The sequence below is a fragment of the Mesosutterella faecium genome (assembly GCF_022809315.2).
GTDB lineage: Bacteria > Pseudomonadota > Gammaproteobacteria > Burkholderiales > Burkholderiaceae_F > Mesosutterella > Mesosutterella faecium.
Genome location: NZ_JAKZJU020000001.1, coordinates 746,307 through 770,914 on the forward strand (window position 1 = coordinate 746,307; position 24,608 = coordinate 770,914).

Here is a 24,608-nt window from a genome sequence, read left to right on the forward strand (position 1 = left end):
TTTTTCAGCGGGCCTCGCCCGTCTCCAGTCCCTCGATGAATCCGCCGCCCAGGCAGACGTCGCCGTCATAGAGCACGGCGCTCTGGCCCGGGGTGACGGCCCACTGCGGCCTGTCAAAGCGAAGCGAGAACTCGTGCTCTCCGGAACCGGTGAGCACGGCGGGGCAGTCGCTCTGGCGATAGCGGGTCTTCACCCCGAAGCGCCCGCCCTGCCGGGGCGGCTTTCCCGAGATCCAGGAGGGCTCCGAGGCGTAGAGGTGGTCTTTGAGCAGCCAGGGGTGGTCGTGGCCCTGCACCACCCAGAGCACGTTGCTGCGGATGTCCTTGGCGGCCACGAACCAGGGCTTTTCCTCCAGGCCCCGGGCGCCCCCTATGCCGATGCCCTTCCTCTGGCCGATCGTGTAGAAGGCGAGCCCGATGTGCCTGCCGACGCAGCGTCCCTGCGGAGTGCCGTCCGGCGTCCGGATTTCGCCCTCATGAGTGGGAAGGTAGCGCTCGAGGAACTCCCTGAAGGGGCGCTCCCCGATGAAGCAGATGCCGGTGGAGTCCTTTTTGTCCGCTACGGGCAGACCGATCCTGCGAGCGAGAGCCCGCACATCCTTCTTGTACATCCCGCCCACGGGAAAGAGCGCCCGGCTCACCTGGCGCTGCGAGAGGCGGTGCAGGAAGTAGCTCTGGTCCTTGGAGGGGTCGACTCCTTTGAGCAGCTCCGTGGTGCCGTCCTCGGCCCTGCGGGTGCGGGCGTAATGTCCGGTGGCGATCCAGTCCGCTCCCATCTCCATCGCCCGGTCCAGGAAGGCCTTGAACTTGATCTCGGAGTTGCACAGGACGTCGGGGTTGGGCGTTCGTCCCGCGGCGTATTCCTTGAGAAAGATGGAGAAGACCCGCTCCTTGTACTCCCGGGCGAAATTGACGGCCTGCAGGTCGATGCCGATCACGTCCGCCGCGCTCGAGGCGTCGATCAGGTCCTGGCGGCTCGTGCAGTACTCGCCGTTGTCGTCGTCCTCCCAGTTCTTCATGAAAAGGCCGATCACCTCATAGCCCTGCTGCTTGAGCAGCCAGGCGCTCACCGCGGAATCGACCCCGCCGGACATCCCCACAATCACTCTAGGCATTTTTCACCACAAACCAAACGCAGCATCAGAAAAGGCCGGAAGATGAGCCGCGGGCCCGCCCCGTCTCATTCGGCTAGTATGATCTTAACGGTTCGGGCACTGCGCTGCTCGGGTCAGGAGGGAGAGGATGCAGGCACAGGAAGGCATGATGAGGGCGGCGGCCGAACGGGCCCGGCGATTCTGCGAAAGGCTGGGCATCGAAATTCCGCTGCTGTCGGCCCCGATGTCCGGCGTGAGCACGCCGGAGCTTGCCGCCGCGTTTTCCTGCGCCGGAGGGCTCGGGGTGCTTGCGGCTGACCTGCTCGAGCCCGAGGACATCGAGCGCGAGGTGAGGCGTGTGCGCGAGATCACGGACCGGCCGTTCGCGGTCAATCTGCGCATCCCGCCGCGCGACCGGGGCGACCGCGGCCAGGCCCTGAAGGTGATCTACGCGCTGGGCGAGCTCAGGCGAGAGCTGGGGCTGCCCGAACAGGTCGACCTGGACGCCTTCCGGGAGCCTGATTTCGAGCGCCAGCTCGAGGCGCTCCTCGACTGCGGAGTGAAGGCGGCGTGCTGCTCCTTCGGGGGCTACAGGGAGGCCTATGAGGAGAGGCTGCATGCGGCCGGGGTCTTTATCCTCGGAGCGGCCACTACGCTGCGGGAGGCGAAGGTCCAGCGCTCGGCGCGCGCCGATGCCGTGATCCTGCAGGGGGCTGAAGCCGGCGGCCCCAGGCTTTATTTTGAAAGCGAGCCGCAGGAGTCTTCGGTCGGGCTTTCCGTGCTGCTTGCGGGCGCGGGACGCGCCGTCAGCCTGCCGCTGGTCGCCTCGGGCGGCATCTCCACGCCGGCAGGCGCGGTCGCGGCCCTGGTGGCAGGCGCTTCCGCCGTCATGGTGGGCACCGCCGTAGCCTGCAGCCACGAGTCGGCGGCTCCCGGACTGATGAAGCGTTCGATGATCGCCGCCTCCGACACGGCTACGTGCCTGAGCGACCAGCTCTCGGGCCGGCTCGAGCGGGTGATGAAAAACGGCCTGATCGAGGCCCTGAAACGGGCCGGCGTGGCCTCCTCGGGCTATCCCTGGCAGCGCTTCATCATGCAAGATCTGATGGAGCGGGCCGCGCAGCTGGGGCGCGCGGATCTGCTTCGAATGCCCGTCGGGCAGGGGGCGGACGTGTTCTGCTGCAGGAAGGCATCGGAAACCATCCGAATCCTGGGGCAGGCTCTGCGGGAGTTCATGAGCGGCCAAAGCGCCGGCCCGGCAAAGGAACAATGAAGGGAAAAAACAATGGAAAAAACGGTTTTTGAGCTCAAGACGGAATTCATCAAGCTCGACTCCCTGCTCAAGGCGGCGGGCGTGTTCTCAACCGGCGGAGAGGCCAAGGAGGCGATTCAGGCCGGCCGGGTGCTCGTGAACGGGCGCAAGGAAACCCGCCGCGGCGCGAAGCTGCGCGGCGGGGAGACCGTCGCCGCGCAGGGCAGGGAAATCGAGGTGAAGGCCGGCGCGTCAGCTTCCTAAAGCGAGCGAAGCTCCCGGCGAAGGATTTTGCCCACCGGGGATTTGGGCAGGCTCTCGACGAAGATGATCTTCCTCGGGCGCTTATAGCCGGTGAGCCTCTCGCGGCACCAGCTTCTGACCTCCTGAACGGTGAGCGAGGGGTCCTTTTTCACGATGACGGCCTTGATGGTCTCATCCGAGGTCTTGGACTTCTCCCCCACGACTCCCACCTCGAGCACCTTGGGGTTGGAGGCGATCACGCTTTCCACCTCGTTGGGGTAGACGTTGTAGCCTGAGACGATGATCAGGTCCTTTTTCCGGTCGGTGATGGTGACCCTGCCGTCCTTGTCCATCCAGCCGATGTCGCCGGTGTGCAGCCAGCCGTCCTGCAGCACCCGGGCGGTCTCCTCGGGCTGGTTCCAGTAGCCCTTCATCACCTGGGGGCCCTTTGCGCAGATTTCTCCCGTGTGCGCCTCGATCTGAGCGGGGTCCGCGCAGACGCCGAGGTCTTCAAAGCGGTCGCTGCGGATCGAAATCACGGTGCTGGGCAGGGGAAAGCCCACTGAGCCGTCCCAGGGGGAGTCAGGCAGGTTCCCGCAGATGCCGGGCGAGGCTTCCGTGAGGCCGTAGGCCTCGAGGATGGTGTGCCCGGTGACTTTCTTCCATTTTTCGGCCACGGGCCGCTGGACTTGCGCACCACCGCCCACGGTCATTTTGAGCTGCGAGAAGTCGAGGCCGCGGAAGCGCTCGCTGTTTAAAAGTGCGTTGAAAAGCGAGTTCACGCCCGGGAAGGCCGTGGGCTTCCATTTCTCGAAGGCGTCGATCACGTTGTTGATGTCCCTCGGGTTCGCGATGAGCAGCTGGGCGCTCGCCCGCTTCAGGAAGCACAGCGTCGCGGTGAAGGAGAAGATGTGGTAGAGCGGCAGCGCGGTGAGCGCCCGTTCTTTTCCGATCTGGAACGTCTGCGAGATCCAGCGCCCGGTCTGCTCCACGTTGGCCAGGACGTTGCGGTGCGTGAGCATCGCGCCCTTGGAGATTCCCGTGGTGCCGCCCGTGTACTGCAGCAGTGCGACGTCGGTGTTTTTGACGGCGACGGGGCGGAAGCCGCGCGAACGGCCTTCGGCGAGCGCGCTCCGGAAGGGGACGAGCCCCTCGATGGAGAACTCCGGGATCATCTTCTTCACATGCCGGAGCGCGAAATTGACGATTGTGCGCTTCATGAGTCCGAACAGGTCGGCGATTCCCGTGGAGATCACGAGCCGGACCCCGGTGCCCGGGAGCGCCTTTTCCAGCGTGCGGCCGAAATTCTCAGCAATGATGACGGCGCTCGCCCCGCAGTCGAGCAGCTGGTTGTGCAGCTCGCGGGCGGTGTACAGGGGGTTGACGTTGACCGCGATGAAGCCGGCCTTCAGCACGCCGAAGAGCGAAACGGGGTACTGAAGGATGTTGGGCATCATGATCGCGACCCTGTCGCCGGGCTTCAGGCCGCGGGCCGACTGAAGGTAGCCGGCGAGGTCGGAGGCGCAGTCGCTCACCTGCCTGAAAGACAGCTTCTGGCCCATGCTGACGAAGGCCGTATGGTCGCCGAACCGGCGGGCGACGTCGTCGAGAAGCGCGGGGATGCTGGGACAGAAATCAGGGTCGATTTCCGCCGGAATTCCCTTTTCGTAGTGAGCAATCCACGGATAAGTTGGCATAAACGGGTCCTTGCAATTCTTACTGTTGCCCTGTGCCCGCAGGGGCGCAGGCGCACCGCCTCCGGCGGCCCTCTCTTAAAGCCGCCGCAGGCCGCGCGCGCACTCTGCCCCTTCAAGAGCGCAGGAAGCGCGTGCCTCTCACGCGAGCGTGAGGCAGTGCCTGGCGTATGCCCTGACGTCGTCCCAGTCGGTGTAGTCGCGGACCACCGTTCGGTCCGTGGGGCCCTTGGTCATGGACATGATGAGCTGGATCTGCACGGCGTCAAACCAGCTCCAGTTCGGATAGTCGACCTTGCCGGCGATGCACTTGACCTCGCGCGGCTTCCAGAGGCTGTTCTGGACGAACTTGCGGGCATAGACATTGCCTTCGAGGGTGGCTTTCTCCGGTTTGCGGGCAATGAGCGTGATGTTGAAGAAACTGTTGGGCTTGGCATCGATTTCAGCCGCGTGCTTGTTGACGAACTGAACGAACGTCTTGTTGAAGCGGCCGTACCGGATGGCGGCGCCCAGGATCAGCACATCGTAGCGGCCCAGGTCAACTCCCTCCCGGTCGGCTTCGATCACGCTCATCATTTCGGCATTGTGGCCTTCGGCCCGGATGGTTTCACAGATGGTTCTGGAAACGCGGGCCGTGTGGCCGTCGTGGCTCCAGTAAAGCACCAGCACATTCTTCATTGTTTACAGCTCCTGCCAGCAACGCTGACACTGCAGGATGAAAGACTAAGAGAGGCGAAAAGGAAAAAACGAAAGCGAAAATAAGGGTTTTCACTTATAGGCTCAAAACCGGGGACCCGTCTGCCTTTCGTGCGCCGGTCCTGAGGCCCGCAGGTATTTTAAAAGAAAGGATTATTTTTGCGCTTAAGGCGGCTTTTGCGCTCCGCGCAGTGAAAAATCCCTGTAAAATCCGCTTTTGTTCTGCCTGCCTGGATGCGCGCGGCGTTTTTCGCTTTCGGCGCGGACTCCCGGGCAACCGGCGGCGGGGTTGCCGCCCGTGCGGAACTCATTTTTATTTTGTATAGGAAACAACGCAGGCGGCTTCGCCGCGGAGGGTCTCCGCGCTCCGCCTCCTCAATATATGGCAAAGGAAGACCTTATTGAAATGTCCGGGCAGGTTCTGGAAGTCCTGCCTGATGCCCGCTACCGCGTCAAGCTCGACAACGGGCACGAGCTGATCGCCTACACGAACGGCAAGATGCGCAAGCACCACATCCGGATTCTGGCCGGAGACAAAGTGTCGCTCGAGCTCTCTCCCTACGACCTGTCGAAGGGCCGCATCACATTCCGTCACATTGAGGGCCGCGCCGCGGGCGCCCCGACGGGCTCTCCGACTCATCAGCAGCGCCGTCACTGATTTTTCCCGACGCGCCTCGAGCTGCGCCGCTTTTCCGTCCGGGCGGTTCGTCCCGCCGGGCCGGAGGCGGCGCTGTTTTTTTCAGCAGTTGCGGGTGCGGCGGTCGCGCACGGCCCGGGCGAGCCGCTCGAGCAGCGCCTCGGTGTCGTCCCAGCCGAGGCAGGCGTCGGTGACGGACTGCCCGTAGACCAGCGGCTGCCCGGGCACGATGTCCTGGCGGCCCTCCACGAGGTTGCTTTCAATCATGACGCCCATGATGCTGCGGCTCCCGTCGGCCACCTGGCCCGCGATATCCTCCACCACGGGGATCTGGTTGCGGCAGATCTTGCGGCTGTTCGCGTGGCTTGCGTCGATCATGAGGTAGGGGGCGTGGCCCGCCTTGGAGAGCGCTTCGGAGGCCGCCTTCACGCTGGCGGCGTCGTAGTTGGGAGCGTGGCTGCCGCCCCTGAGGATGAGGTGGCAGTCCTCGTTGCCGGTCGTGGTCACGATGGCCGAGATGCCGCCTTTGGTAACTGACAGGAAGCTGTGCGGGTGGTTGGCCGCCCCGATCGCGTCGACGGCGATCTTGGTGTTGCCGTCGGTGCCGTTCTTGAAGCCGATCGGGCAGGAAAGGCCCGAGGCGAGCTCGCGGTGGACCTGGCTCTCAGTGGTCCTCGCCCCGATGGCGCCCCAGGAGACGAAGTCAGCGATGTACTGGGGGGTGATCATGTCGAGGAACTCCACGCCGATCGGCAGTCCCATCTCCGTGATGTCGAGGATCAGGCTGCGGGCGACGCGCAGGCCGTGGTTGATGCGGTAGGAGCCGTCGAGGTCGGGGTCGTTGATGAGGCCCTTCCAGCCCACCGTGGTGCGGGGCTTCTCGAAGTACACCCGCATGATGATTTCCAGGTCGTTCGCGAGAGCCCGCCGCACCTCGACAAGCCGCTTCGCGTACTCGCGGGCGGCCTTCGGGTCGTGGATCGAGCAGGGGCCGACGATCACGAGCAGGCGGTCGGACTCGCCGTGAATGATCCGGTGGGCCGCGTTCCGGGCGAGCTGCACAGTGGCCGAGGCGGTGTCCGAGCATGGAAATTCATGCATCAGGTGCGCGGGGGGCGTGAGTTCCCGGATTTCCTTGATCCGGAGGTCGTCGGTCATGAAGCGGTCAATTTCCTGGTCCATTTTGTTTTCCTAGAGGGGGTCGGAGCCGACGGACAATAAAAAAACCGCCGGGCTCTGGGTCCTGGCGGTTGGAGAATGTGCGAGTGTTCAGAAATGTTCAAACGCCCTCAACGACTCTTTCCGCCTGACAGCGAAAAAAGCCGAAGCTAAAACAAAAGCGGGCGCTGCGTATCATGCTGAAACTCATTAAAGAAAGAGGTTCGACATCCGCGTGGGATGACGCAATCTATGGGGAGTAATGTACTCCATGACACCGTTCCGGTCAATACGCCCGTTCTGCCTGTTAGAGCAACGCGATAATGTCACGGAAAACTACGGGACTATGTCATGGTCCGGCAACGCGACTCTGTCATAAGCCGGCAATCTGCATGACAGCCCCCGGCAAAGCGATTTTGTCACACAATCACTTCAGAGAGCCTGTTTTTTAGGAGTCGCACATGAAAAACTCGCTTCCTGAAAGAGCCCCGAAGTCCCAGACCGGCACAGAGGAGATTTTCGAACAGGTCGCCTACGGCCTGCTCTCGGTGCCGGAGGCAGCCAAAGCGATGAAGCTGAGCATTCGCCAGTTCTATCGCAGGCTGGCCGCCTGGAAAAGGGGCGAAGCCGCAGATCCGCCCCATGGCAACAAAGGGCGGCCCCCGAGCAACCGCCTGCCAGACGATATTCGTTTAAAAATCATAGAACTGGCAGTTACAAAATATCAGGATTTCCCTCCGACGCTCCTGACTCAGTACCTTGTGAAAAACGAAGGGATCAAAGTGTCGAAGGAAACTGTTCGAAAGATTCTGAGAGAACTCAGCCCTCAGGCCTCAGAGCAGGGGCTCAGAAGAGCCGGTCATTTTCTGAGGCGCAGAAGGTCAAGGTTCGGCGAGCTGGTTCAGATCGACGGCAGCCCGCACAGATGGTTCGGCCCCGGTCAGAAAGAGTGCTCATTAATCGCGTTCATTGACGATGCGACCGGCAGAATCGCCGCTGCCGGGTTCTTTCCCTCGGAGACCGCGGCGGGCTATATGACCGTGCTGCTCCAATACATCAGGGCGCACGGAATCCCCCTTGCGCTATACAGCGATCGGCACGGCACTTTCCGCGCGTTGGCTCAGGGCCGGTCCAAAAATGTAGAGGGCACACAGTTTCAGAGAGTCTGCGACAAGCTTCAGATCGAGCAGATATTCGCTCAGAGCCCGCAGGCAAAAGGCCGGATAGAACGCCTGTTCAAGACGCTGCAGGGGCGCTGGCCGCATGAGTTCAGGGTCATGGGAATCGAAGACATGGCCACCGCCAATCAGCGCATGGACGAACTGATCAGGGATTTCAATCAGCGGTTTGGAATCGACCCAAGAGAACCCCTGAGCGCAAACTGTGCGGTGGCTGAAGAAAGTATGCCCGAGATTGAACGCATATGCGCCTGGTGGCACGAACGCGTTCTGAGCAAATCTCTGAGCGTCTCCTTCGGGGGGTCGATCCTGCAGCTCAAGAATGCGAGCGCTCGGAAGTTTGAGCTGATGGGCAAGAAAGTCAGCGTCATCGAGTACCCGGATGGCCGTGCGCCGGAAATGGTCTACCGGGATGCACGGGGCAAAGAACATCTGCTCTGCTTTGAAGCCCGGAAAAGAAAAACGCTCGAGCGCACGGAATACCTTGAGTCATCGAAGACCATAGACGCATGCCTGGATCGAATCATTGAGAAGGAAGATTTGCGACCCAACGGCTTCGTCATGAAGCTGGAATGCGAAATGGCTGAAGCGAAGCAACGGCAGGCCCAGAGAAAAGAGCGTGACCAAAAGGCCCGTGAACTCGAAGAAAAGCTGAAGCAGCGGAAAAACAGATCTGGCAAATAATGAAATCAACACAGGCTCTCAGAAGATCTTTTTTCCCAACCTGCCCACAGCCCGCACGGGCTTCAGCCCATTTGAGGCGAGCGCCCGACAGAGCGTGGGCAGGGTGTTCTCCATGAAGACGATAAAGGGCCCCAGGGGGCTCTCAATTTCTGTCTTTGGCGGAGAATTTTTGGTGTCATAATCGCTTTGCTAGGGTGTGACATAGTCCCGTTGTGCTGGCATGTGACATTTTCCCTTTGCTCTAACAAATACGCCCGTTCTGCCTGTTAGAGCAACGCGATAATGTCACGGAAAACTACGGGACTATGTCATGGTCCGGCAACGCGACTCTGTCATAAGCCGGCAATCTGCATGACAGCCCCCGGCAAAGCGATTTTGTCACACAATCACTTCAGAGAGCCTGTTTTTTAGGAGTCGCACATGAAAAACTCGCTTCCTGAAAGAGCCCCGAAGTCCCAGACCGGCACAGAGGAGATTTTCGAACAGGTCGCCTACGGCCTGCTCTCGGTGCCGGAGGCAGCCAAAGCGATGAAGCTGAGCATTCGCCAGTTCTATCGCAGGCTGGCCGCCTGGAAAAGGGGCGAAGCCGCAGATCCGCCCCATGGCAACAAAGGGCGGCCCCCGAGCAACCGCCTGCCAGACGATATTCGTTTAAAAATCATAGAACTGGCAGTTACAAAATATCAGGATTTCCCTCCGACGCTCCTGACTCAGTACCTTGTGAAAAACGAAGGGATCAAAGTGTCGAAGGAAACTGTTCGAAAGATTCTGAGAGAACTCAGCCCTCAGGCCTCAGAGCAGGGGCTCAGAAGAGCCGGTCATTTTCTGAGGCGCAGAAGGTCAAGGTTCGGCGAGCTGGTTCAGATCGACGGCAGCCCGCACAGATGGTTCGGCCCCGGTCAGAAAGAGTGCTCATTAATCGCGTTCATTGACGATGCGACCGGCAGAATCGCCGCTGCCGGGTTCTTTCCCTCGGAGACCGCGGCGGGCTATATGACCGTGCTGCTCCAATACATCAGGGCGCACGGAATCCCCCTTGCGCTATACAGCGATCGGCACGGCACTTTCCGCGCGTTGGCTCAGGGCCGGTCCAAAAATGTAGAGGGCACACAGTTTCAGAGAGTCTGCGACAAGCTTCAGATCGAGCAGATATTCGCTCAGAGCCCGCAGGCAAAAGGCCGGATAGAACGCCTGTTCAAGACGCTGCAGGGGCGCTGGCCGCATGAGTTCAGGGTCATGGGAATCGAAGACATGGCCACCGCCAATCAGCGCATGGACGAACTGATCAGGGATTTCAATCAGCGGTTTGGAATCGACCCAAGAGAACCCCTGAGCGCAAACTGTGCGGTGGCTGAAGAAAGTATGCCCGAGATTGAACGCATATGCGCCTGGTGGCACGAACGCGTTCTGAGCAAATCTCTGAGCGTCTCCTTCGGGGGGTCGATCCTGCAGCTCAAGAATGCGAGCGCTCGGAAGTTTGAGCTGATGGGCAAGAAAGTCAGCGTCATCGAGTACCCGGATGGCCGTGCGCCGGAAATGGTCTACCGGGATGCACGGGGCAAAGAACATCTGCTCTGCTTTGAAGCCCGGAAAAGAAAAACGCTCGAGCGCACGGAATACCTTGAGTCATCGAAGACCATAGACGCATGCCTGGATCGAATCATTGAGAAGGAAGATTTGCGACCCAACGGCTTCGTCATGAAGCTGGAATGCGAAATGGCTGAAGCGAAGCAACGGCAGGCCCAGAGAAAAGAGCGTGACCAAAAGGCCCGTGAACTCGAAGAAAAGCTGAAGCAGCGGAAAAACAGATCTGGCAAATAATGAAATCAACACAGGCTCTCAGAAGATCTTTTTTCCCAACCTGCCCACAGCCCGCACGGGCTTCAGCCCATTTGAGGCGAGCGCCCGACAGAGCGTGGGCAGGGTGTTCTCCATGAAGACGATAAAGGGCCCCAGGGGGCTCTCAATTTCTGTCTTTGGCGGAGAATTTTTGGTGTCATAATCGCTTTGCTAGGGTGTGACATAGTCCCGTTGTGCTGGCATGTGACATTTTCCCTTTGCTCTAACAAATACGCCCGTTCTGCCTGTTAGAGCAACGCGATAATGTCACGGAAAACTACGGGACTATGTCATGGTCCGGCAACGCGACTCTGTCATAAGCCGGCAATCTGCATGACAGCCCCCGGCAAAGCGATTTTGTCACACAATCACTTCAGAGAGCCTGTTTTTTAGGAGTCGCACATGAAAAACTCGCTTCCTGAAAGAGCCCCGAAGTCCCAGACCGGCACAGAGGAGATTTTCGAACAGGTCGCCTACGGCCTGCTCTCGGTGCCGGAGGCAGCCAAAGCGATGAAGCTGAGCATTCGCCAGTTCTATCGCAGGCTGGCCGCCTGGAAAAGGGGCGAAGCCGCAGATCCGCCCCATGGCAACAAAGGGCGGCCCCCGAGCAACCGCCTGCCAGACGATATTCGTTTAAAAATCATAGAACTGGCAGTTACAAAATATCAGGATTTCCCTCCGACGCTCCTGACTCAGTACCTTGTGAAAAACGAAGGGATCAAAGTGTCGAAGGAAACTGTTCGAAAGATTCTGAGAGAACTCAGCCCTCAGGCCTCAGAGCAGGGGCTCAGAAGAGCCGGTCATTTTCTGAGGCGCAGAAGGTCAAGGTTCGGCGAGCTGGTTCAGATCGACGGCAGCCCGCACAGATGGTTCGGCCCCGGTCAGAAAGAGTGCTCATTAATCGCGTTCATTGACGATGCGACCGGCAGAATCGCCGCTGCCGGGTTCTTTCCCTCGGAGACCGCGGCGGGCTATATGACCGTGCTGCTCCAATACATCAGGGCGCACGGAATCCCCCTTGCGCTATACAGCGATCGGCACGGCACTTTCCGCGCGTTGGCTCAGGGCCGGTCCAAAAATGTAGAGGGCACACAGTTTCAGAGAGTCTGCGACAAGCTTCAGATCGAGCAGATATTCGCTCAGAGCCCGCAGGCAAAAGGCCGGATAGAACGCCTGTTCAAGACGCTGCAGGGGCGCTGGCCGCATGAGTTCAGGGTCATGGGAATCGAAGACATGGCCACCGCCAATCAGCGCATGGACGAACTGATCAGGGATTTCAATCAGCGGTTTGGAATCGACCCAAGAGAACCCCTGAGCGCAAACTGTGCGGTGGCTGAAGAAAGTATGCCCGAGATTGAACGCATATGCGCCTGGTGGCACGAACGCGTTCTGAGCAAATCTCTGAGCGTCTCCTTCGGGGGGTCGATCCTGCAGCTCAAGAATGCGAGCGCTCGGAAGTTTGAGCTGATGGGCAAGAAAGTCAGCGTCATCGAGTACCCGGATGGCCGTGCGCCGGAAATGGTCTACCGGGATGCACGGGGCAAAGAACATCTGCTCTGCTTTGAAGCCCGGAAAAGAAAAACGCTCGAGCGCACGGAATACCTTGAGTCATCGAAGACCATAGACGCATGCCTGGATCGAATCATTGAGAAGGAAGATTTGCGACCCAACGGCTTCGTCATGAAGCTGGAATGCGAAATGGCTGAAGCGAAGCAACGGCAGGCCCAGAGAAAAGAGCGTGACCAAAAGGCCCGTGAACTCGAAGAAAAGCTGAAGCAGCGGAAAAACAGATCTGGCAAATAATGAAATCAACACAGGCTCTCAGAAGATCTTTTTTCCCAACCTGCCCACAGCCCGCACGGGCTTCAGCCCATTTGAGGCGAGCGCCCGACAGAGCGTGGGCAGGGTGTTCTCCATGAAGACGATAAAGGGCCCCAGGGGGCTCTCAATTTCTGTCTTTGGCGGAGAATTTTTGGTGTCATAATCGCTTTGCTAGGGTGTGACATAGTCCCGTTGTGCTGGCATGTGACATTTTCCCTTTGCTCTAACAAATACGCCCGTTCTGCCTGTTAGAGCAACGCGATAATGTCACGGAAAACTACGGGACTATGTCATGGTCCGGCAACGCGACTCTGTCATAAGCCGGCAATCTGCATGACAGCCCCCGGCAAAGCGATTTTGTCACACAATCACTTCAGAGAGCCTGTTTTTTAGGAGTCGCACATGAAAAACTCGCTTCCTGAAAGAGCCCCGAAGTCCCAGACCGGCACAGAGGAGATTTTCGAACAGGTCGCCTACGGCCTGCTCTCGGTGCCGGAGGCAGCCAAAGCGATGAAGCTGAGCATTCGCCAGTTCTATCGCAGGCTGGCCGCCTGGAAAAGGGGCGAAGCCGCAGATCCGCCCCATGGCAACAAAGGGCGGCCCCCGAGCAACCGCCTGCCAGACGATATTCGTTTAAAAATCATAGAACTGGCAGTTACAAAATATCAGGATTTCCCTCCGACGCTCCTGACTCAGTACCTTGTGAAAAACGAAGGGATCAAAGTGTCGAAGGAAACTGTTCGAAAGATTCTGAGAGAACTCAGCCCTCAGGCCTCAGAGCAGGGGCTCAGAAGAGCCGGTCATTTTCTGAGGCGCAGAAGGTCAAGGTTCGGCGAGCTGGTTCAGATCGACGGCAGCCCGCACAGATGGTTCGGCCCCGGTCAGAAAGAGTGCTCATTAATCGCGTTCATTGACGATGCGACCGGCAGAATCGCCGCTGCCGGGTTCTTTCCCTCGGAGACCGCGGCGGGCTATATGACCGTGCTGCTCCAATACATCAGGGCGCACGGAATCCCCCTTGCGCTATACAGCGATCGGCACGGCACTTTCCGCGCGTTGGCTCAGGGCCGGTCCAAAAATGTAGAGGGCACACAGTTTCAGAGAGTCTGCGACAAGCTTCAGATCGAGCAGATATTCGCTCAGAGCCCGCAGGCAAAAGGCCGGATAGAACGCCTGTTCAAGACGCTGCAGGGGCGCTGGCCGCATGAGTTCAGGGTCATGGGAATCGAAGACATGGCCACCGCCAATCAGCGCATGGACGAACTGATCAGGGATTTCAATCAGCGGTTTGGAATCGACCCAAGAGAACCCCTGAGCGCAAACTGTGCGGTGGCTGAAGAAAGTATGCCCGAGATTGAACGCATATGCGCCTGGTGGCACGAACGCGTTCTGAGCAAATCTCTGAGCGTCTCCTTCGGGGGGTCGATCCTGCAGCTCAAGAATGCGAGCGCTCGGAAGTTTGAGCTGATGGGCAAGAAAGTCAGCGTCATCGAGTACCCGGATGGCCGTGCGCCGGAAATGGTCTACCGGGATGCACGGGGCAAAGAACATCTGCTCTGCTTTGAAGCCCGGAAAAGAAAAACGCTCGAGCGCACGGAATACCTTGAGTCATCGAAGACCATAGACGCATGCCTGGATCGAATCATTGAGAAGGAAGATTTGCGACCCAACGGCTTCGTCATGAAGCTGGAATGCGAAATGGCTGAAGCGAAGCAACGGCAGGCCCAGAGAAAAGAGCGTGACCAAAAGGCCCGTGAACTCGAAGAAAAGCTGAAGCAGCGGAAAAACAGATCTGGCAAATAATGAAATCAACACAGGCTCTCAGAAGATCTTTTTTCCCAACCTGCCCACAGCCCGCACGGGCTTCAGCCCATTTGAGGCGAGCGCCCGACAGAGCGTGGGCAGGGTGTTCTCCATGAAGACGATAAAGGGCCCCAGGGGGCTCTCAATTTCTGTCTTTGGCGGAGAATTTTTGGTGTCATAATCGCTTTGCTAGGGTGTGACATAGTCCCGTTGTGCTGGCATGTGACATTTTCCCTTTGCTCTAACAAATACGCCCGTTCTGCCGCGTTAGAGCAACGCGATGGTGCTGCCCGGAAGCCGGTGCGAATGAAATGGGCCGCAGGATGAGCTCATTTCCCCGACAAGAACTGCGCGGCATTGCGGAAATATCTTTTCCAGTCAATGCATGGCAGGCTGCTTCGCCTGCCGCCCTCGCGGAGGCGGGGGAAGGCTGCAGCGGAAACGGGATCAGACAGAATCGCTGAGCATTCCGCCGGCAGTCTGGCTCTGCCCCGGGAGGTTCCCCGGCGTCTCATCAGGGGGCGGTTCTGCGGCTTCAGAGGCGCGGATGAACTCACTGGTTGCGGGCGCGGCGGTCGCGCACGGCGCGGGCGAGCCGCTCAAGCAGCACCTCGGTGTCGTCCCAGCCGAGGCAGGCGTCGGTGACGGACTGCCCGTAGACCAGCGGCTGCCCGGGCACGATGTCCTGGCGGCCCTCCACGAGGTTGCTTTCAATCATGACGCCCATGATGCTGCGGCTCCCGTCGGCCACCTGGCCCGCGATATCCTCCACCACGGGGATCTGGTTGCGGCAGATCTTGCGGCTGTTCGCGTGGCTCGCATCGATCATGAGGTAGGGGTCGTGACCGGCCTTGGAGAGCGCTTCGGAGGCCGCCTTCACGCTGGCGGCGTCGTAGTTGGGAGCGCGGCTGCCGCCCCTGAGGATGAGGTGGCAGTCCTCGTTGCCGGTCGTCGACACGATGGCCGAGATGCCGCCCTTGGTGACGCCGAGGAAGCTGTGCGGGTGGTTGGCCGCCCCGATCGCATCGACGGCGATCTTGGTGTTGCCGTCGGTGCCGTTCTTGAAGCCGATCGGGCAGGAAAGGCCCGAGGCTAGCTCGCGGTGGACCTGGCTCTCGGTGGTCCTCGCCCCGATGGCGCCCCAGGAGACGAAGTCAGTGATGTACTGGGGGCTGATCATGTCGAGGAACTCCACGCCGATCGGCAGTCCCATCTCCGTGATGTCGAGGATCAGGCTGCGGGCGACGCGCAGGCCGTGGTTGATGCGGTAGGAGCCGTCGAGGTCGGGGTCGTTGATGAGGCCCTTCCAGCCCACCGTGGTGCGGGGCTTCTCGAAGTACACCCGCATGATGATTTCCAGGTCGTTCGCGAGGGCCCGCCGCACTTCGACAAGCCGCTTCGCGTACTCGCGGGCGGCCTTCGGGTCGTGGATCGAGCAGGGGCCGACGATCACGAGCAGGCGGTCGGACTCGCCGTGGATGATCCGGTGGGCGGCTTCGCGGGCCTGGTGGACGGTGGAGGAAGCGGCGTCTGTGCAGGGGAATTCGTGGATGAGGTGCGCGGGAGGCGTGAGCTCGCGGATTTCCCTGATCCGGAGGTCGTCGGTCATGAAACGGTCAATGTGGTCAGTTTCCTGAATCATTTTGTTTTCCTAGAGAGGGGGCCGGGCCGCCGGGCAATAAAAAACCGCCGGGCTGACTCCGCCGGGCGGTGAGTGGACTGCGCTGAAACTCCTGCTGCTTCAGATACGCCGAACCCTACCGCCTCGGGGGCGATAAAGGTAGTAGCCGTAATAGTAGAAGTCTGAAGCGAAGGACATCAGTGTCTGTATCTCTTTATGCCGGATCCGCGCTCCGGCAACGCAGTGAAACTACTTTACTCCTCGGTGCCGGGAGGCGCAAACCGCTCAGTTCATGAAAAAAATGACGATCAGGTGGTAGAACACCGGGGCCGCGAATGTGAGGGGCGCCATGCGCTCGAGCACGCCGCGCGTGATGTAGACGTCGTCTTCGGCGCTGCGGTAGCTCGCCCCCAGGCTTTTCTTCACCGAGGAGATCACCAGATCACCCATGAGAGCGGCGATGATGATGGCAAGCGTCATGAGCCCGGCCTGCCAGAGCCTGAAGGGCGTGAGCCAGAACAGGGCCAGACCGCAAAGCAGCGTCATCGCGCTGCCGGCGAGCGTTCCCTTGACCGTTTTGTTTGGGTTGGACTGCAGCGGGCGCCCGCCGAGAATGGAGCTCATCAGCACGGCGAACAGGTCGGCAAAGAACACCATCATCAGAAAATAGACGAGCATCAGCGGGCCGTTGCTCGAAAACCTGTTGAAATCGAGCAGAGAGATGGCCGGTGCGTGGCTCACGCAGAAGATGGCGAGCATGATGCCCCACTGGACCTTGGCGACGCGCTCGAGGTAGCGGTCCGTGTCGTGGCTTGCGGCCATGACCACGGGCAGCAGCAGGAACAGGTACACCGGGATGAAGATTGTGAAAAAGAGGTACTGCTCGTAGGCGATCAGCAGGTACTGGACCGGGATGGCCACATAAAAGGCTATGACAAGCGCCCAGTGATCCGTGTAGTGCGTCGGCGTGAGCGCGATGAACTCGCGCAGGAGGAAAAACGAGATGAAGGCGAAGACAACGAGCAGCGCTCCCTGCCCGAGCCAGAAGGCAACGGCGAAGATTCCGATAAGCCACCACGAGGAGCGCACGCGGGAGTTGACGATCCGGATGCGCTGCTGCTGCTGGATGCTGGCCGCCCGCGAGGAGGCCCACTGCCCGTAGCCGGTCGCGATCGCTGCAAAAAAGATCAGGCAGGTGAGGATCAGAAGATAAGCCGCTTCAATGGGAATGCCAAGTCGCATCATGATCCGTCCTCCTTTAGGAACTCGCCAGTTTGATCACGGCGTCGCGGGCACGGTTAAGGAACTCCTCCTTGCCGTCCTCGACGCTGTGCGGCAGAGGCGCACCGAAGCGCACCGAGCAGATGGTCGGCGTCGGGATCAGGGTGCCCTTGGGCATGGAGCGATGGAGGTTCTCGATGTAGACGGGGATCAGTTCGACCTGCGGGAATTCGCGCATCAGCCTCCACAGCCCGCTCTTAAAGGGCGAGGGCAGCGGCTGCGGCCGGCGGGTGCCTTCCGGGAAGATGATGAGGGAGTCGCCCTGGCGCAGCGCTTCCTTGAGCGGGTCAAGAGGGTTGGTGTGGCCGGAGTGAAGCCGGTCGATCAGAACCACACGCAGCTCCTTGATGGCGATGCGGCGGCGAAGCGCGCCCTTCTCCCAGTAGTCCTTGGCAGCCACGGGCCTGGTCTTCTGCCGCAGCTCGGGCGGCAGTGAAGACCAGACCACGATGGCATCCATGTGGCTCGAATGATTCGCAAAATAGATCCGCTGGGCGCGCGACGGCGCACAGCCCTGCCACTGCGGGTAGGCCCCGACCAGCAGCTTCGTGAGCAGGGTGATCCCGGTAACAAGTCTGATGGAGTCAAACATCGGCTTTTGTTCAATAACACGATGCCTGCCATTATCCCACGAAGGCCGCGCGAGTCCAAAAGCAGCCCCGGCCGTCAGTTGCCGGCAGAAGAGTTCTGCGCGGAGGGCGCGGCGGAGGTTTTCTCAAACGAGAGGTGGTCCCACGGGCCCTTCACGGTGTATTCCGTCGCGAGAATGTAGGAGATTGGCTTTTTGAGGGCGAACTGGGCGATGAAGCTGCCGACTCCGACCAGCGGGTTGGCCAGGGCGAGCGCAAGGGCGGGAGCCTCGGTGTGCACCTCCGGCAGCACGAGCAGCTTCGCGTCCATGCTTTGGCGGGCGAGATCCACCGAGCCGCTGACTGCAATGGAGGCGGCCGAGCCGTCCACCACGAGGTCATCGGTGGTGAAGACCCCGTTCGTGGTGGTGCCGTTGAGCTTGATGGAGTTAAAGGAGAAGCCCCGCCCGAACACGTCCTTGAAATCGAGCGTGAGCCGCTTCATGAGCGACTGCATCGACAGCAGCGACATGAACCGGCCGACCACGCCGGGCTCAACCTGCATGAAGCGGCCTCCGCCGATGTCGGCCGAGAGCCTGCCGTTGAGATTCCTCAGCGCAAAATCCTGAGGAGCGCCCTTCCAGTTCGCCTCGAGCTCGATTTTCCCCGGCGCGTCGCGGACGACGTCGGAGGGCAGATCAAGCGACTTGAGCAGCCGGCGGCTGTCCTTGACGACGAGGCTTCCCTTGAGGCTCGTGAGGCTGCGGCCGGACGCTCCGCCCCGCTCCCACTGCCCCGATGCAGTGAGGGCTGCCTCGGGGAGGCGCGCGGCAAAGGACTCAAGCCGCCAGCGGTGATCCTTCAGGCTCGGGTCGGAGGCGCGGGCCTTGAGCGAGATGCTGCCAAGCGAAGCGCCGCCCGCCTTGAAGTCTCCGATCCGCACGTCCATCGAGGGGAGGCGCTCGGCCGGAGTGTCTGAAAATATTTTGTGGAATCTTCTGCGGCTCTCCTCCGGGATATAAAGCCGTGTGAGGTCAAGCGACAGGTAGGCCGGAGTGTGGCCTGTTCCTGGTTGGTAGAGGCCTTTGCCCGAAGCCTGAGGGGAGCGGAGTTCCGCTTCCCAGACCGAGTTTTTCTGGCCGGGCTGGCCGTGCCGCACCGACAGCGTGACATCTGGGAAGCTGCGCGCCTTGAAGATGAGCTGCCGCGTCCTGATTCTGGCCGACACCGGCCCCAGGCTCTCGGAGAGGGCAGCCGTCCGAGAGCGGCCTGCGGCGTTGATCACCGGCTCGAGCGTTTCCTGCCAGGGCTCGATCGGAATGTCGGGCAGCGTCGCTCGAAGCGACAGGCCCCGGGCCGGAAGCTGCGCCTGCTCGCCCGCGGCGAGCGCGGCCTGCACGAGCCTCAGGCCCGAAGGTCCGGCGGCCAGCCGTGCGATCCCGTTGGCCTTGTCGCCGTACCGGGCCGAAATTTCAAGCGGCGCTCCGTCGCGGGAGATCCAGTTGAAGACGGAAGGGACTTCTTCTTCAGAGTGCTTGCCGAACGGCCTCGGAAGCCTGACGGAGAGCCCCTGCAGGCTGCTTGTCACCCGCACCTGCGTGGAGTGGTCCGAAATGAGGATGCGGGCGGAGGCTTCGGCCGAGCCCTGGATGCGCTCCAGCATCGCGAGCGCTTCCGGCTGAGCCTCAAGCAGCGGCCTCGCAATCTCCGGAGACACCCTGGCCGAGGCGAGGATTTCCGTGTCCCCGCCGGCGGTGCGCGTCAGGCGCCCCGAGGCCCTCATTCCCCAGACGTTCGCCGTGAGCTTTTCGCCCCAGTAGTGATCCTGCGTGAAGTGCAGCCGCCCGCTGGCCTGTCCGAGCTCTGGAATGCCGCCTCCGAAGGCAATGTCGTTGCCGCTGAAATCGAGCTCTCCGGCGACCCGGGAGTGTTCGGGCTCGTCGAGCGGGATCTGCAGCGAGAGCTCGAGCGAGGCGTTCCCCGTGGCGCGGGCGGAGTCAAGGAAGTGGCCGAGCCAGCCGGACACGGGGCTTGCGGCCGTGTAGCCGATCATGTCCTGCGCGGCCCCCCGCGCGCTTCCGCGCACGTACAGGTCGGAGTGCGGCGTGTACAGGCCCATCGAGGGGATCTCAGCGACCGCCTCCGGGATCCGCACGCCGAAGCTTGACGCATCCTGCGCGGTTATCACCATGCGGTCGCCGTGGAACAGGAACTGCCCCGAGGCCTGCTCGATGACGGGCCACTGCCCGCCCTCGCTCCACTGGCCCGCGCTGTTTTTCTGCCCGGTGGGCAGGAAGTCGAGCTTTGCCCCGCTGTAGCTGCCGGTCACGAGGAACTGTCCGCGGCCCGCGTCCCGGCCGGTGTAGGGGAAGGCCGAAAGCGGGCCGTTCCACTCGACGAACGCCCGGTCGGCAAGCCCCCCGCGGAGCGCCTGCTCGAGCCAGGTCTGGATGGTGCGCCCGGCCACGATGGGCATGTAGCGGTACAGGGCCGGCATGCGGGCGCGGGAGGCCTCGCCCGAGACGCGGATGATGCCGCCTTCGTCCGCGTCGCGCCAGTCGGCGTCAGCCGAGATTGCGAGGTCGTCGTTGATGAGCTTCAGGTCCCGGAAAGCGAGTCGCAGGGGTCCGCGTGCATTCCAGAAGACGCTGCCCGTAAGACGCCTGAAGGGGACTTCCCGGTATTCGAAAATGCCGGGAAAGGCAGCCGTTCCTCCGGCTGAGTCAAGCTGCACGGCGCCCTGCTCCGCATTCATCCAGAGGTGGCCGCTCAGGCGGCTGGCGCCAGGAATTCCGGGGTCGTCGTGCCGCTGCTCGGGCTGCGCGGCGAAGGAAACGTCGTGGAAATCGGCGCTTGCTTCCCACTGAGGCGCGTCCCAGGAGCCGCTAAGCCGGAGAGAAACCTGCTTCAGGGAACCGCGGGGAGCCATTCTTGAGAGCGTCTCGGTGAGGCGCCCCGGGCCTGCGGCGGCCCGCGCCGCGCGCGACAGGGTTTCGAGGTCTGCGGAAGAGGCCGAAAGCACGAGCGTGTTTTGGTCTTTGTCCTTCGGGTGGCTTTCCAGCGTGAAGGAGACCGCAGCGGTGCGTCCGCCAGGCCCGATCGGGAGGCTGATCCCCGGAGAGGAGGCCCGAAGCCCGCCGTCGCGGCCGCGCGAAAGCAGCACCCGTCCCGACACTGAGGGGACGTCAAGCGGGGCCGCCCCCCGTGCAAGTTCGACCCGCAGCCCCGAGACCCGGGCCTCGGAAATAAGCGAAGAGAGCTCACCGCCGTCAAACTCGCCCCAGGCCTTCGCTGCGGCCCGTCCGGCCAGAATGTGCGGTGCGGCCTGCCGCGCGTCCGACAGGCCGGTGAGCGAAATGTCGCCGGCGCTCGCGTAGAAGCGCCCCCTCCAGGTCTTCCAGTTTGATTTTCTCATGCCGAGGGAACGGCCGACCTGCAGCCTCAGGTCGATGAGCGAGGGCTCGCGCCCTGGCGCGAGCAGTGATCCCTGGAACCCGGCCTGCCACCCGGAGAGCGTCTGCCGGAGGGCAAAGCCCGTGCCCACGAGTCTCAGCAGCGGGGCGTCCCCGGCTGTTTCGTCCCGGTAGGTGATCGAGGCCTGCCGCACGGACACGCCCGACTGAGACATCAGCCAACTGAGAAACCGCGAGTCCTCGCTGCCTCCCGACAGGTCGAACGTGAAGCCGCCCGCGCTGTAGAGTCCGTCGCCTGTTTTCCTCACGTCGAGCTGCGGCCCGGTGATGCTGAGGCTGCTGAAAACGGGCTGAAGCCGCAGCAGGGAGCTCGGGTCGAGCACCGCCTCGGCCTTCTGCACGCGGATGCCGTCTGCCGAACCCGGCTGCCGCACCTCCAGCCCCTCGATGGTGAAGCGGGGGAGGATGGAGCTGCCCGACGGGACGAGCCTGTCGGCGCTGATCTGCACTCCGGTCTTCGAGGAGAGGTAGCTGCAGAGGCTCTCGCGGTAATCGTTGATATGGGGCAGAAAGAGGTAGCGGAAAAGCAGAATCGGCGCGGCGGCCAGAAAGTACAGGCAGATAAGCCCCGCTGCTGCCGCCCTGAGCAGGCTGCGGGGTTTGAAAAAATGGACTCTGCCTGTCATGCACTCCCTCTGTGTTTTTGCTGCATGCCGCCGCGACCACTCTAGCACAGCGGCGCCGCACCATAATGGGATACACTTTCCCGATACTTCGTTGCGGGCGAACAATCGATGGAAAACAGCCAGTTCAAATCAATTCTCAGCTATTCCCCGTTTCTGCGCCGCTCGCTTGCCGCAGTATGCGGCAGCGAGGAAGAATCCGCGCAGATCGAGACGATGAAATCGCTCGCTGCGGCCGCGCCGGACATGGAGGCGATCCGCGCTTCCCTGTCGGAGGTGCGCGACGAGGAGGAGCTCGCCCTGCGGATGCGCGAGCTCAGGCGGGGGCTGATCATGCGGCTGCTGGTGCGCGACGCTCTCAGGATCGGCGGCTACCCGGAGGTGGTGTCCTCCATGACGCGGTTCGCTGAGATCACCGTGCAGGCCGCCGTGAAATGCGTGGTGACGAGCCTGGCCGAGCGCTTCGGCGTGCCCTGTTCGGAAACCACGGGGCAGCCCCAGGACCTGCTGGTTGTCGGCATGGGCAAGCTCGGCGGCGCCGAGCTTAACGTCTCCTCGGACATCGACCTCATCTTCCTTTACGACGAGGACGGCGAGACGCAGGAGAGCGGCGGCTTCAAGCCGCGCAGAAGCATTTCGAACCGCGAGTTCTTCGAGCGGGCCTCTCGCAGAATAATTCCCCTGCTCTCCGACATCCGGGGCTGCGGGTTCGTCTTCCGGGTCGACATGAGGCTTCGGCCGGACGGCGACTCCGGGCCCATGGCCTGCTCGAGCGGCATGCTCGAGGAGTACCTCTATACAGAGGGCCGCGAGTGGGAGCGGTTCGCCTGGATCAAGGCGCGGATCGTCTCCTCGCCGGTTTTTTCTTCCGAGCAGCAGTTCCGCGGCCAGTGCTCGTCCGTGGCTTCGCTTGTGCGGCCCTTTGTGTACAGGAAGTATGTGGACTTCAGCGCCGTCTCTTCCCTGGCCCGCCTGCACGACATGATCCGGGCTGAGTCCCGGCGCAGGGAGCTGCAGCACCGGGGCCGCGGCGTCGACATCAAAATCGGGGCCGGCGGAATCCGGGAAATCGAATTCATCGCCCAGACCTACCAGCTCATCCGCGGGGGCAGGGATCCGCAGCTGCGCTCGAGAAGCACGCTGCAGACGCTGACCTACCTGTCCGAGCGCGGCATCCTCACGCAGGAGAAGTCCGAGCGGCTCAAGCGCGGCTATGTGTTCCTGCGCAGCCTCGAGCACGCCATCCAGTACGTCGACGACCAGCAGACGCAGCTCTGGCCTTCCGATCCGCAGGCCCGCGCGCGCGTGGCCGGGCTGATGGGCGAGGACCCCGGGCGGCTCGATGCGAAGCTCTCCGAAATCCGCGGGTTCGTCTCGGAGACTTTTGACTCTATTTTTCACGCACGCGACGGGGAGGACGGCGCCGCTCCCTCGGGCTGGCCGGAGGGCTGGCTTTCCGGGGCGCCGGGAGTCGAGAAGGATCTCGCCGCCAAAATCGCCTCGCTTGGCTACGACCACGCCCCGGAGCTGGCCGAGCGGGTGCTGCTCATGATGCGCTCGAAGACGCTCGGGCGCAGCAATGGAGCGCTTGAGCGCATGGGCAGCGTCGTGGAGACTGTTTTCGAGCACTGCGCGGGCTGGGCCGGGCAGGACTCGAGCACGGTGGGCAGCGGCGAGGAGCTTGACCGGTGCCTGAGGCTGCTGGAGGTCATAGCGGGCCGCCCCACCTACGTGGCGCTGCTCTATCAGTATCCCGATATGCTTCGGCGCGTGGGCCGCGTTCTTGCCTCAAGCCGCTGGGCGGCCGACTATCTTACGGAGCACCCGATCATCCTCGATGAGCTGCTCGACCAGCGCGTGGAGGAGTTCAGCAACGACACGCCCGTCGACTGGAGCCGCTGGCGGCAGGGGCTCGAGCGCGATCTGGAGGCGTTTGGAGACGATCAGGAGCGGCAGCTCAACCTGCTGCGAGACGCGCACCACGGCGCGGTTTTTCGCCTTCTCATGGCGGATCTCGACCGGAGGCTGAGCACCGAGCGGCTCGCCGATCAGCTCTCGGCGCTTGCCGACACGGTGATCGAGCTGGTGATGGACCTCGCCTGGAAGTCGCTCTCGCGCCGCTTCGAGGGCGAGCCGCGGTTTGCGGTGATTGCCTACGGAAAGCTCGGCGGCAAGGAGCTCGGCTATGCCTCAGACCTTGACCTGATCTACCTGTATGACGACGATCGGCCCGATGCGGAGCTCGTTTACAGCCGGCTCGTGCGCCGGATGATGAACTGGCTGTCCATGCAGACCTCCTCGGGCAGGCTCTTCGAGGTTGACCTGAGGCTGCGGCCCAACGGAGACGACGGTCTGCTCGTTTCGCCCTTCGATCTCTGGAAGGCCTACGAGCGCAACGAGGACGGCAAGGGCGCCTGGACCTGGGAGCTGCAGGCGCTCACGCGGGCCCGCTTCTGCGCGGGAGACCGCTCGATCGGAGCGAGGTTTGAAAAGGAGCGCCGCGAGATCCTCCGGATGAAGAGAGACCGCGCGAAGCTCGCCCGCGAGATTCTGGAGATGCGCGAGCGCATGCTCGAGGGGCACCGCAACCCCACGCCCCTGTTCGACATCAAGCATGACCGGGGCGGCATGGTGGACATCGAGTTTGCCGTGCAGTATCTGGTGCTCGCCTGCTCCTGCGACAAGCCCGAGCTGCTGGACAACCTGGGCAACATCCGGCTGCTGGCGATCGCGGGAGAGCAGGGGCTCATTCCCGGGGAGATCGCCGCGGGAGCTGCCGCGGCCTACCGCCGCTACAGGGAGATACAGCGCGAGGTGCGGCTCGCGCGGGGCGACGGCCCGGTCCGGGTGGAGCCCGGGCAGATGGGGCCCGAGCGCGAGGCCGTCCTGCGTCTCTGGTCGGCCGTTTTCGGTGTTGCGGGGCCCTCCCCTGCGAAGTGAGGA

The 24,608-nt window shown here is 62.0% G+C and carries 16 protein-coding genes; 8 read left to right on the forward strand and 8 right to left on the reverse strand.

Annotated features, from left to right (window positions below; translation table 11 throughout):
- Positions 1–4: 4 nt before the first annotated feature.
- Positions 5–1,114 (reverse strand): tRNA 2-thiouridine(34) synthase MnmA, encoded by a 1,110-nt coding sequence (gene mnmA / locus MUN46_RS03550; RefSeq protein WP_243377315.1) that lies wholly within the window; start codon positions 1,112–1,114, stop codon positions 5–7.
- 127 nt (positions 1,115–1,241) lie between these two features.
- Between mnmA and MUN46_RS03555 the strand changes: the two genes are divergently transcribed.
- The gene (locus MUN46_RS03555) at positions 1,242–2,366 is read left to right on the forward strand and encodes an NAD(P)H-dependent flavin oxidoreductase (RefSeq protein WP_243377316.1); all 1,125 of its coding nucleotides are present in this window, start codon (positions 1,242–1,244) and stop codon (positions 2,364–2,366) included.
- Positions 2,367–2,378: 12 nt separating this feature from the next.
- Positions 2,379–2,609: an RNA-binding S4 domain-containing protein gene (locus tag MUN46_RS03560; RefSeq protein ID WP_243377317.1), complete on the forward strand. Its 231-nt coding sequence runs from the start codon at positions 2,379–2,381 to the stop codon at positions 2,607–2,609.
- Here the strand turns inward: MUN46_RS03560 and MUN46_RS03565 are convergent.
- Both MUN46_RS03565 and hemG read right to left on the reverse strand, forming a co-directional pair.
- Positions 2,606–4,285 (reverse strand): AMP-binding protein, encoded by a 1,680-nt coding sequence (locus MUN46_RS03565; protein WP_243377318.1) that lies wholly within the window; start codon positions 4,283–4,285, stop codon positions 2,606–2,608. The genes MUN46_RS03560 and MUN46_RS03565 overlap by 4 nt on opposite strands.
- Before the next feature lie 138 nt (positions 4,286–4,423).
- Positions 4,424–4,960 carry a menaquinone-dependent protoporphyrinogen IX dehydrogenase gene (hemG, locus tag MUN46_RS03570; protein WP_243377319.1) on the reverse strand — a complete coding sequence of 179 codons (537 nt, stop codon included), beginning with the start codon at positions 4,958–4,960 and terminating at the stop codon, positions 4,424–4,426.
- 400 nt (positions 4,961–5,360) lie between these two features.
- Here hemG and infA point away from each other — a divergent pair, with 400 nt between their 5' ends.
- Positions 5,361–5,636: a translation initiation factor IF-1 gene (gene infA / locus MUN46_RS03575; RefSeq protein ID WP_237977974.1), complete on the forward strand. Its 276-nt coding sequence runs from the start codon at positions 5,361–5,363 to the stop codon at positions 5,634–5,636.
- Positions 5,637–5,717: 81 nt separating this feature from the next.
- On the opposite strand, the gene aroG (MUN46_RS03580) is transcribed toward infA, so the two are convergent.
- The gene (gene aroG / locus MUN46_RS03580) at positions 5,718–6,797 is read right to left on the reverse strand and encodes a 3-deoxy-7-phosphoheptulonate synthase AroG (RefSeq protein WP_422732582.1); all 1,080 of its coding nucleotides are present in this window, start codon (positions 6,795–6,797) and stop codon (positions 5,718–5,720) included.
- Positions 6,798–7,234: 437 nt separating this feature from the next.
- Between aroG (MUN46_RS03580) and MUN46_RS03585 the strand changes: the two genes are divergently transcribed.
- The 4 genes from MUN46_RS03585 (at position 7,235) to MUN46_RS03600 (ending at position 14,098) form a co-directional block, all read left to right on the forward strand.
- The gene (locus MUN46_RS03585; protein WP_285230533.1) at positions 7,235–8,635 is read left to right on the forward strand and encodes an ISNCY family transposase; all 1,401 of its coding nucleotides are present in this window, start codon (positions 7,235–7,237) and stop codon (positions 8,633–8,635) included.
- Positions 8,636–9,055: 420 nt separating this feature from the next.
- Positions 9,056–10,456: an ISNCY family transposase gene (locus tag MUN46_RS03590; protein WP_285230533.1), complete on the forward strand. Its 1,401-nt coding sequence runs from the start codon at positions 9,056–9,058 to the stop codon at positions 10,454–10,456.
- Positions 10,457–10,876: 420 nt separating this feature from the next.
- Entirely contained in the window at positions 10,877–12,277 is a 1,401-nt protein-coding gene (locus tag MUN46_RS03595; RefSeq protein WP_285230533.1) for an ISNCY family transposase, read from the forward strand.
- Between the two features lie 420 nt (positions 12,278–12,697).
- On the forward strand, positions 12,698–14,098 hold the full coding sequence (locus MUN46_RS03600; RefSeq protein WP_285230533.1) for an ISNCY family transposase: 1,401 nt from the start codon (positions 12,698–12,700) through the stop codon (positions 14,096–14,098).
- 553 nt (positions 14,099–14,651) lie between these two features.
- Here the strand turns inward: MUN46_RS03600 and aroG (MUN46_RS03605) are convergent.
- From aroG (MUN46_RS03605) to MUN46_RS03620, 4 genes are all read right to left on the reverse strand, one after another.
- A complete protein-coding gene (gene aroG, locus MUN46_RS03605) occupies positions 14,652–15,740 on the reverse strand; it encodes a 3-deoxy-7-phosphoheptulonate synthase AroG (RefSeq protein WP_422732583.1) in 1,089 nt (362 codons plus the stop codon).
- Positions 15,741–16,004: 264 nt separating this feature from the next.
- Positions 16,005–16,964, reverse strand: a complete 960-nt coding sequence (locus MUN46_RS03610; protein WP_243377675.1) for a phosphatidate cytidylyltransferase — start codon at positions 16,962–16,964, stop codon at positions 16,005–16,007.
- 13 nt (positions 16,965–16,977) lie between these two features.
- The gene (locus tag MUN46_RS03615; RefSeq protein WP_237977976.1) at positions 16,978–17,592 is read right to left on the reverse strand and encodes a lysophospholipid acyltransferase family protein; all 615 of its coding nucleotides are present in this window, start codon (positions 17,590–17,592) and stop codon (positions 16,978–16,980) included.
- A gap of 74 nt (positions 17,593–17,666) precedes the next feature.
- Positions 17,667–21,668 carry a YhdP family protein gene (locus tag MUN46_RS03620; protein ID WP_243377674.1) on the reverse strand — a complete coding sequence of 1,334 codons (4,002 nt, stop codon included), beginning with the start codon at positions 21,666–21,668 and terminating at the stop codon, positions 17,667–17,669.
- Between the two features lie 108 nt (positions 21,669–21,776).
- On the opposite strand from MUN46_RS03620, the gene glnE reads away from it, so the two are divergent.
- On the forward strand, positions 21,777–24,605 hold the full coding sequence (gene glnE, locus MUN46_RS03625; RefSeq protein ID WP_243377673.1) for a bifunctional [glutamate--ammonia ligase]-adenylyl-L-tyrosine phosphorylase/[glutamate--ammonia-ligase] adenylyltransferase: 2,829 nt from the start codon (positions 21,777–21,779) through the stop codon (positions 24,603–24,605).
- The last annotated feature ends 3 nt before the right edge of the window (positions 24,606–24,608 follow it).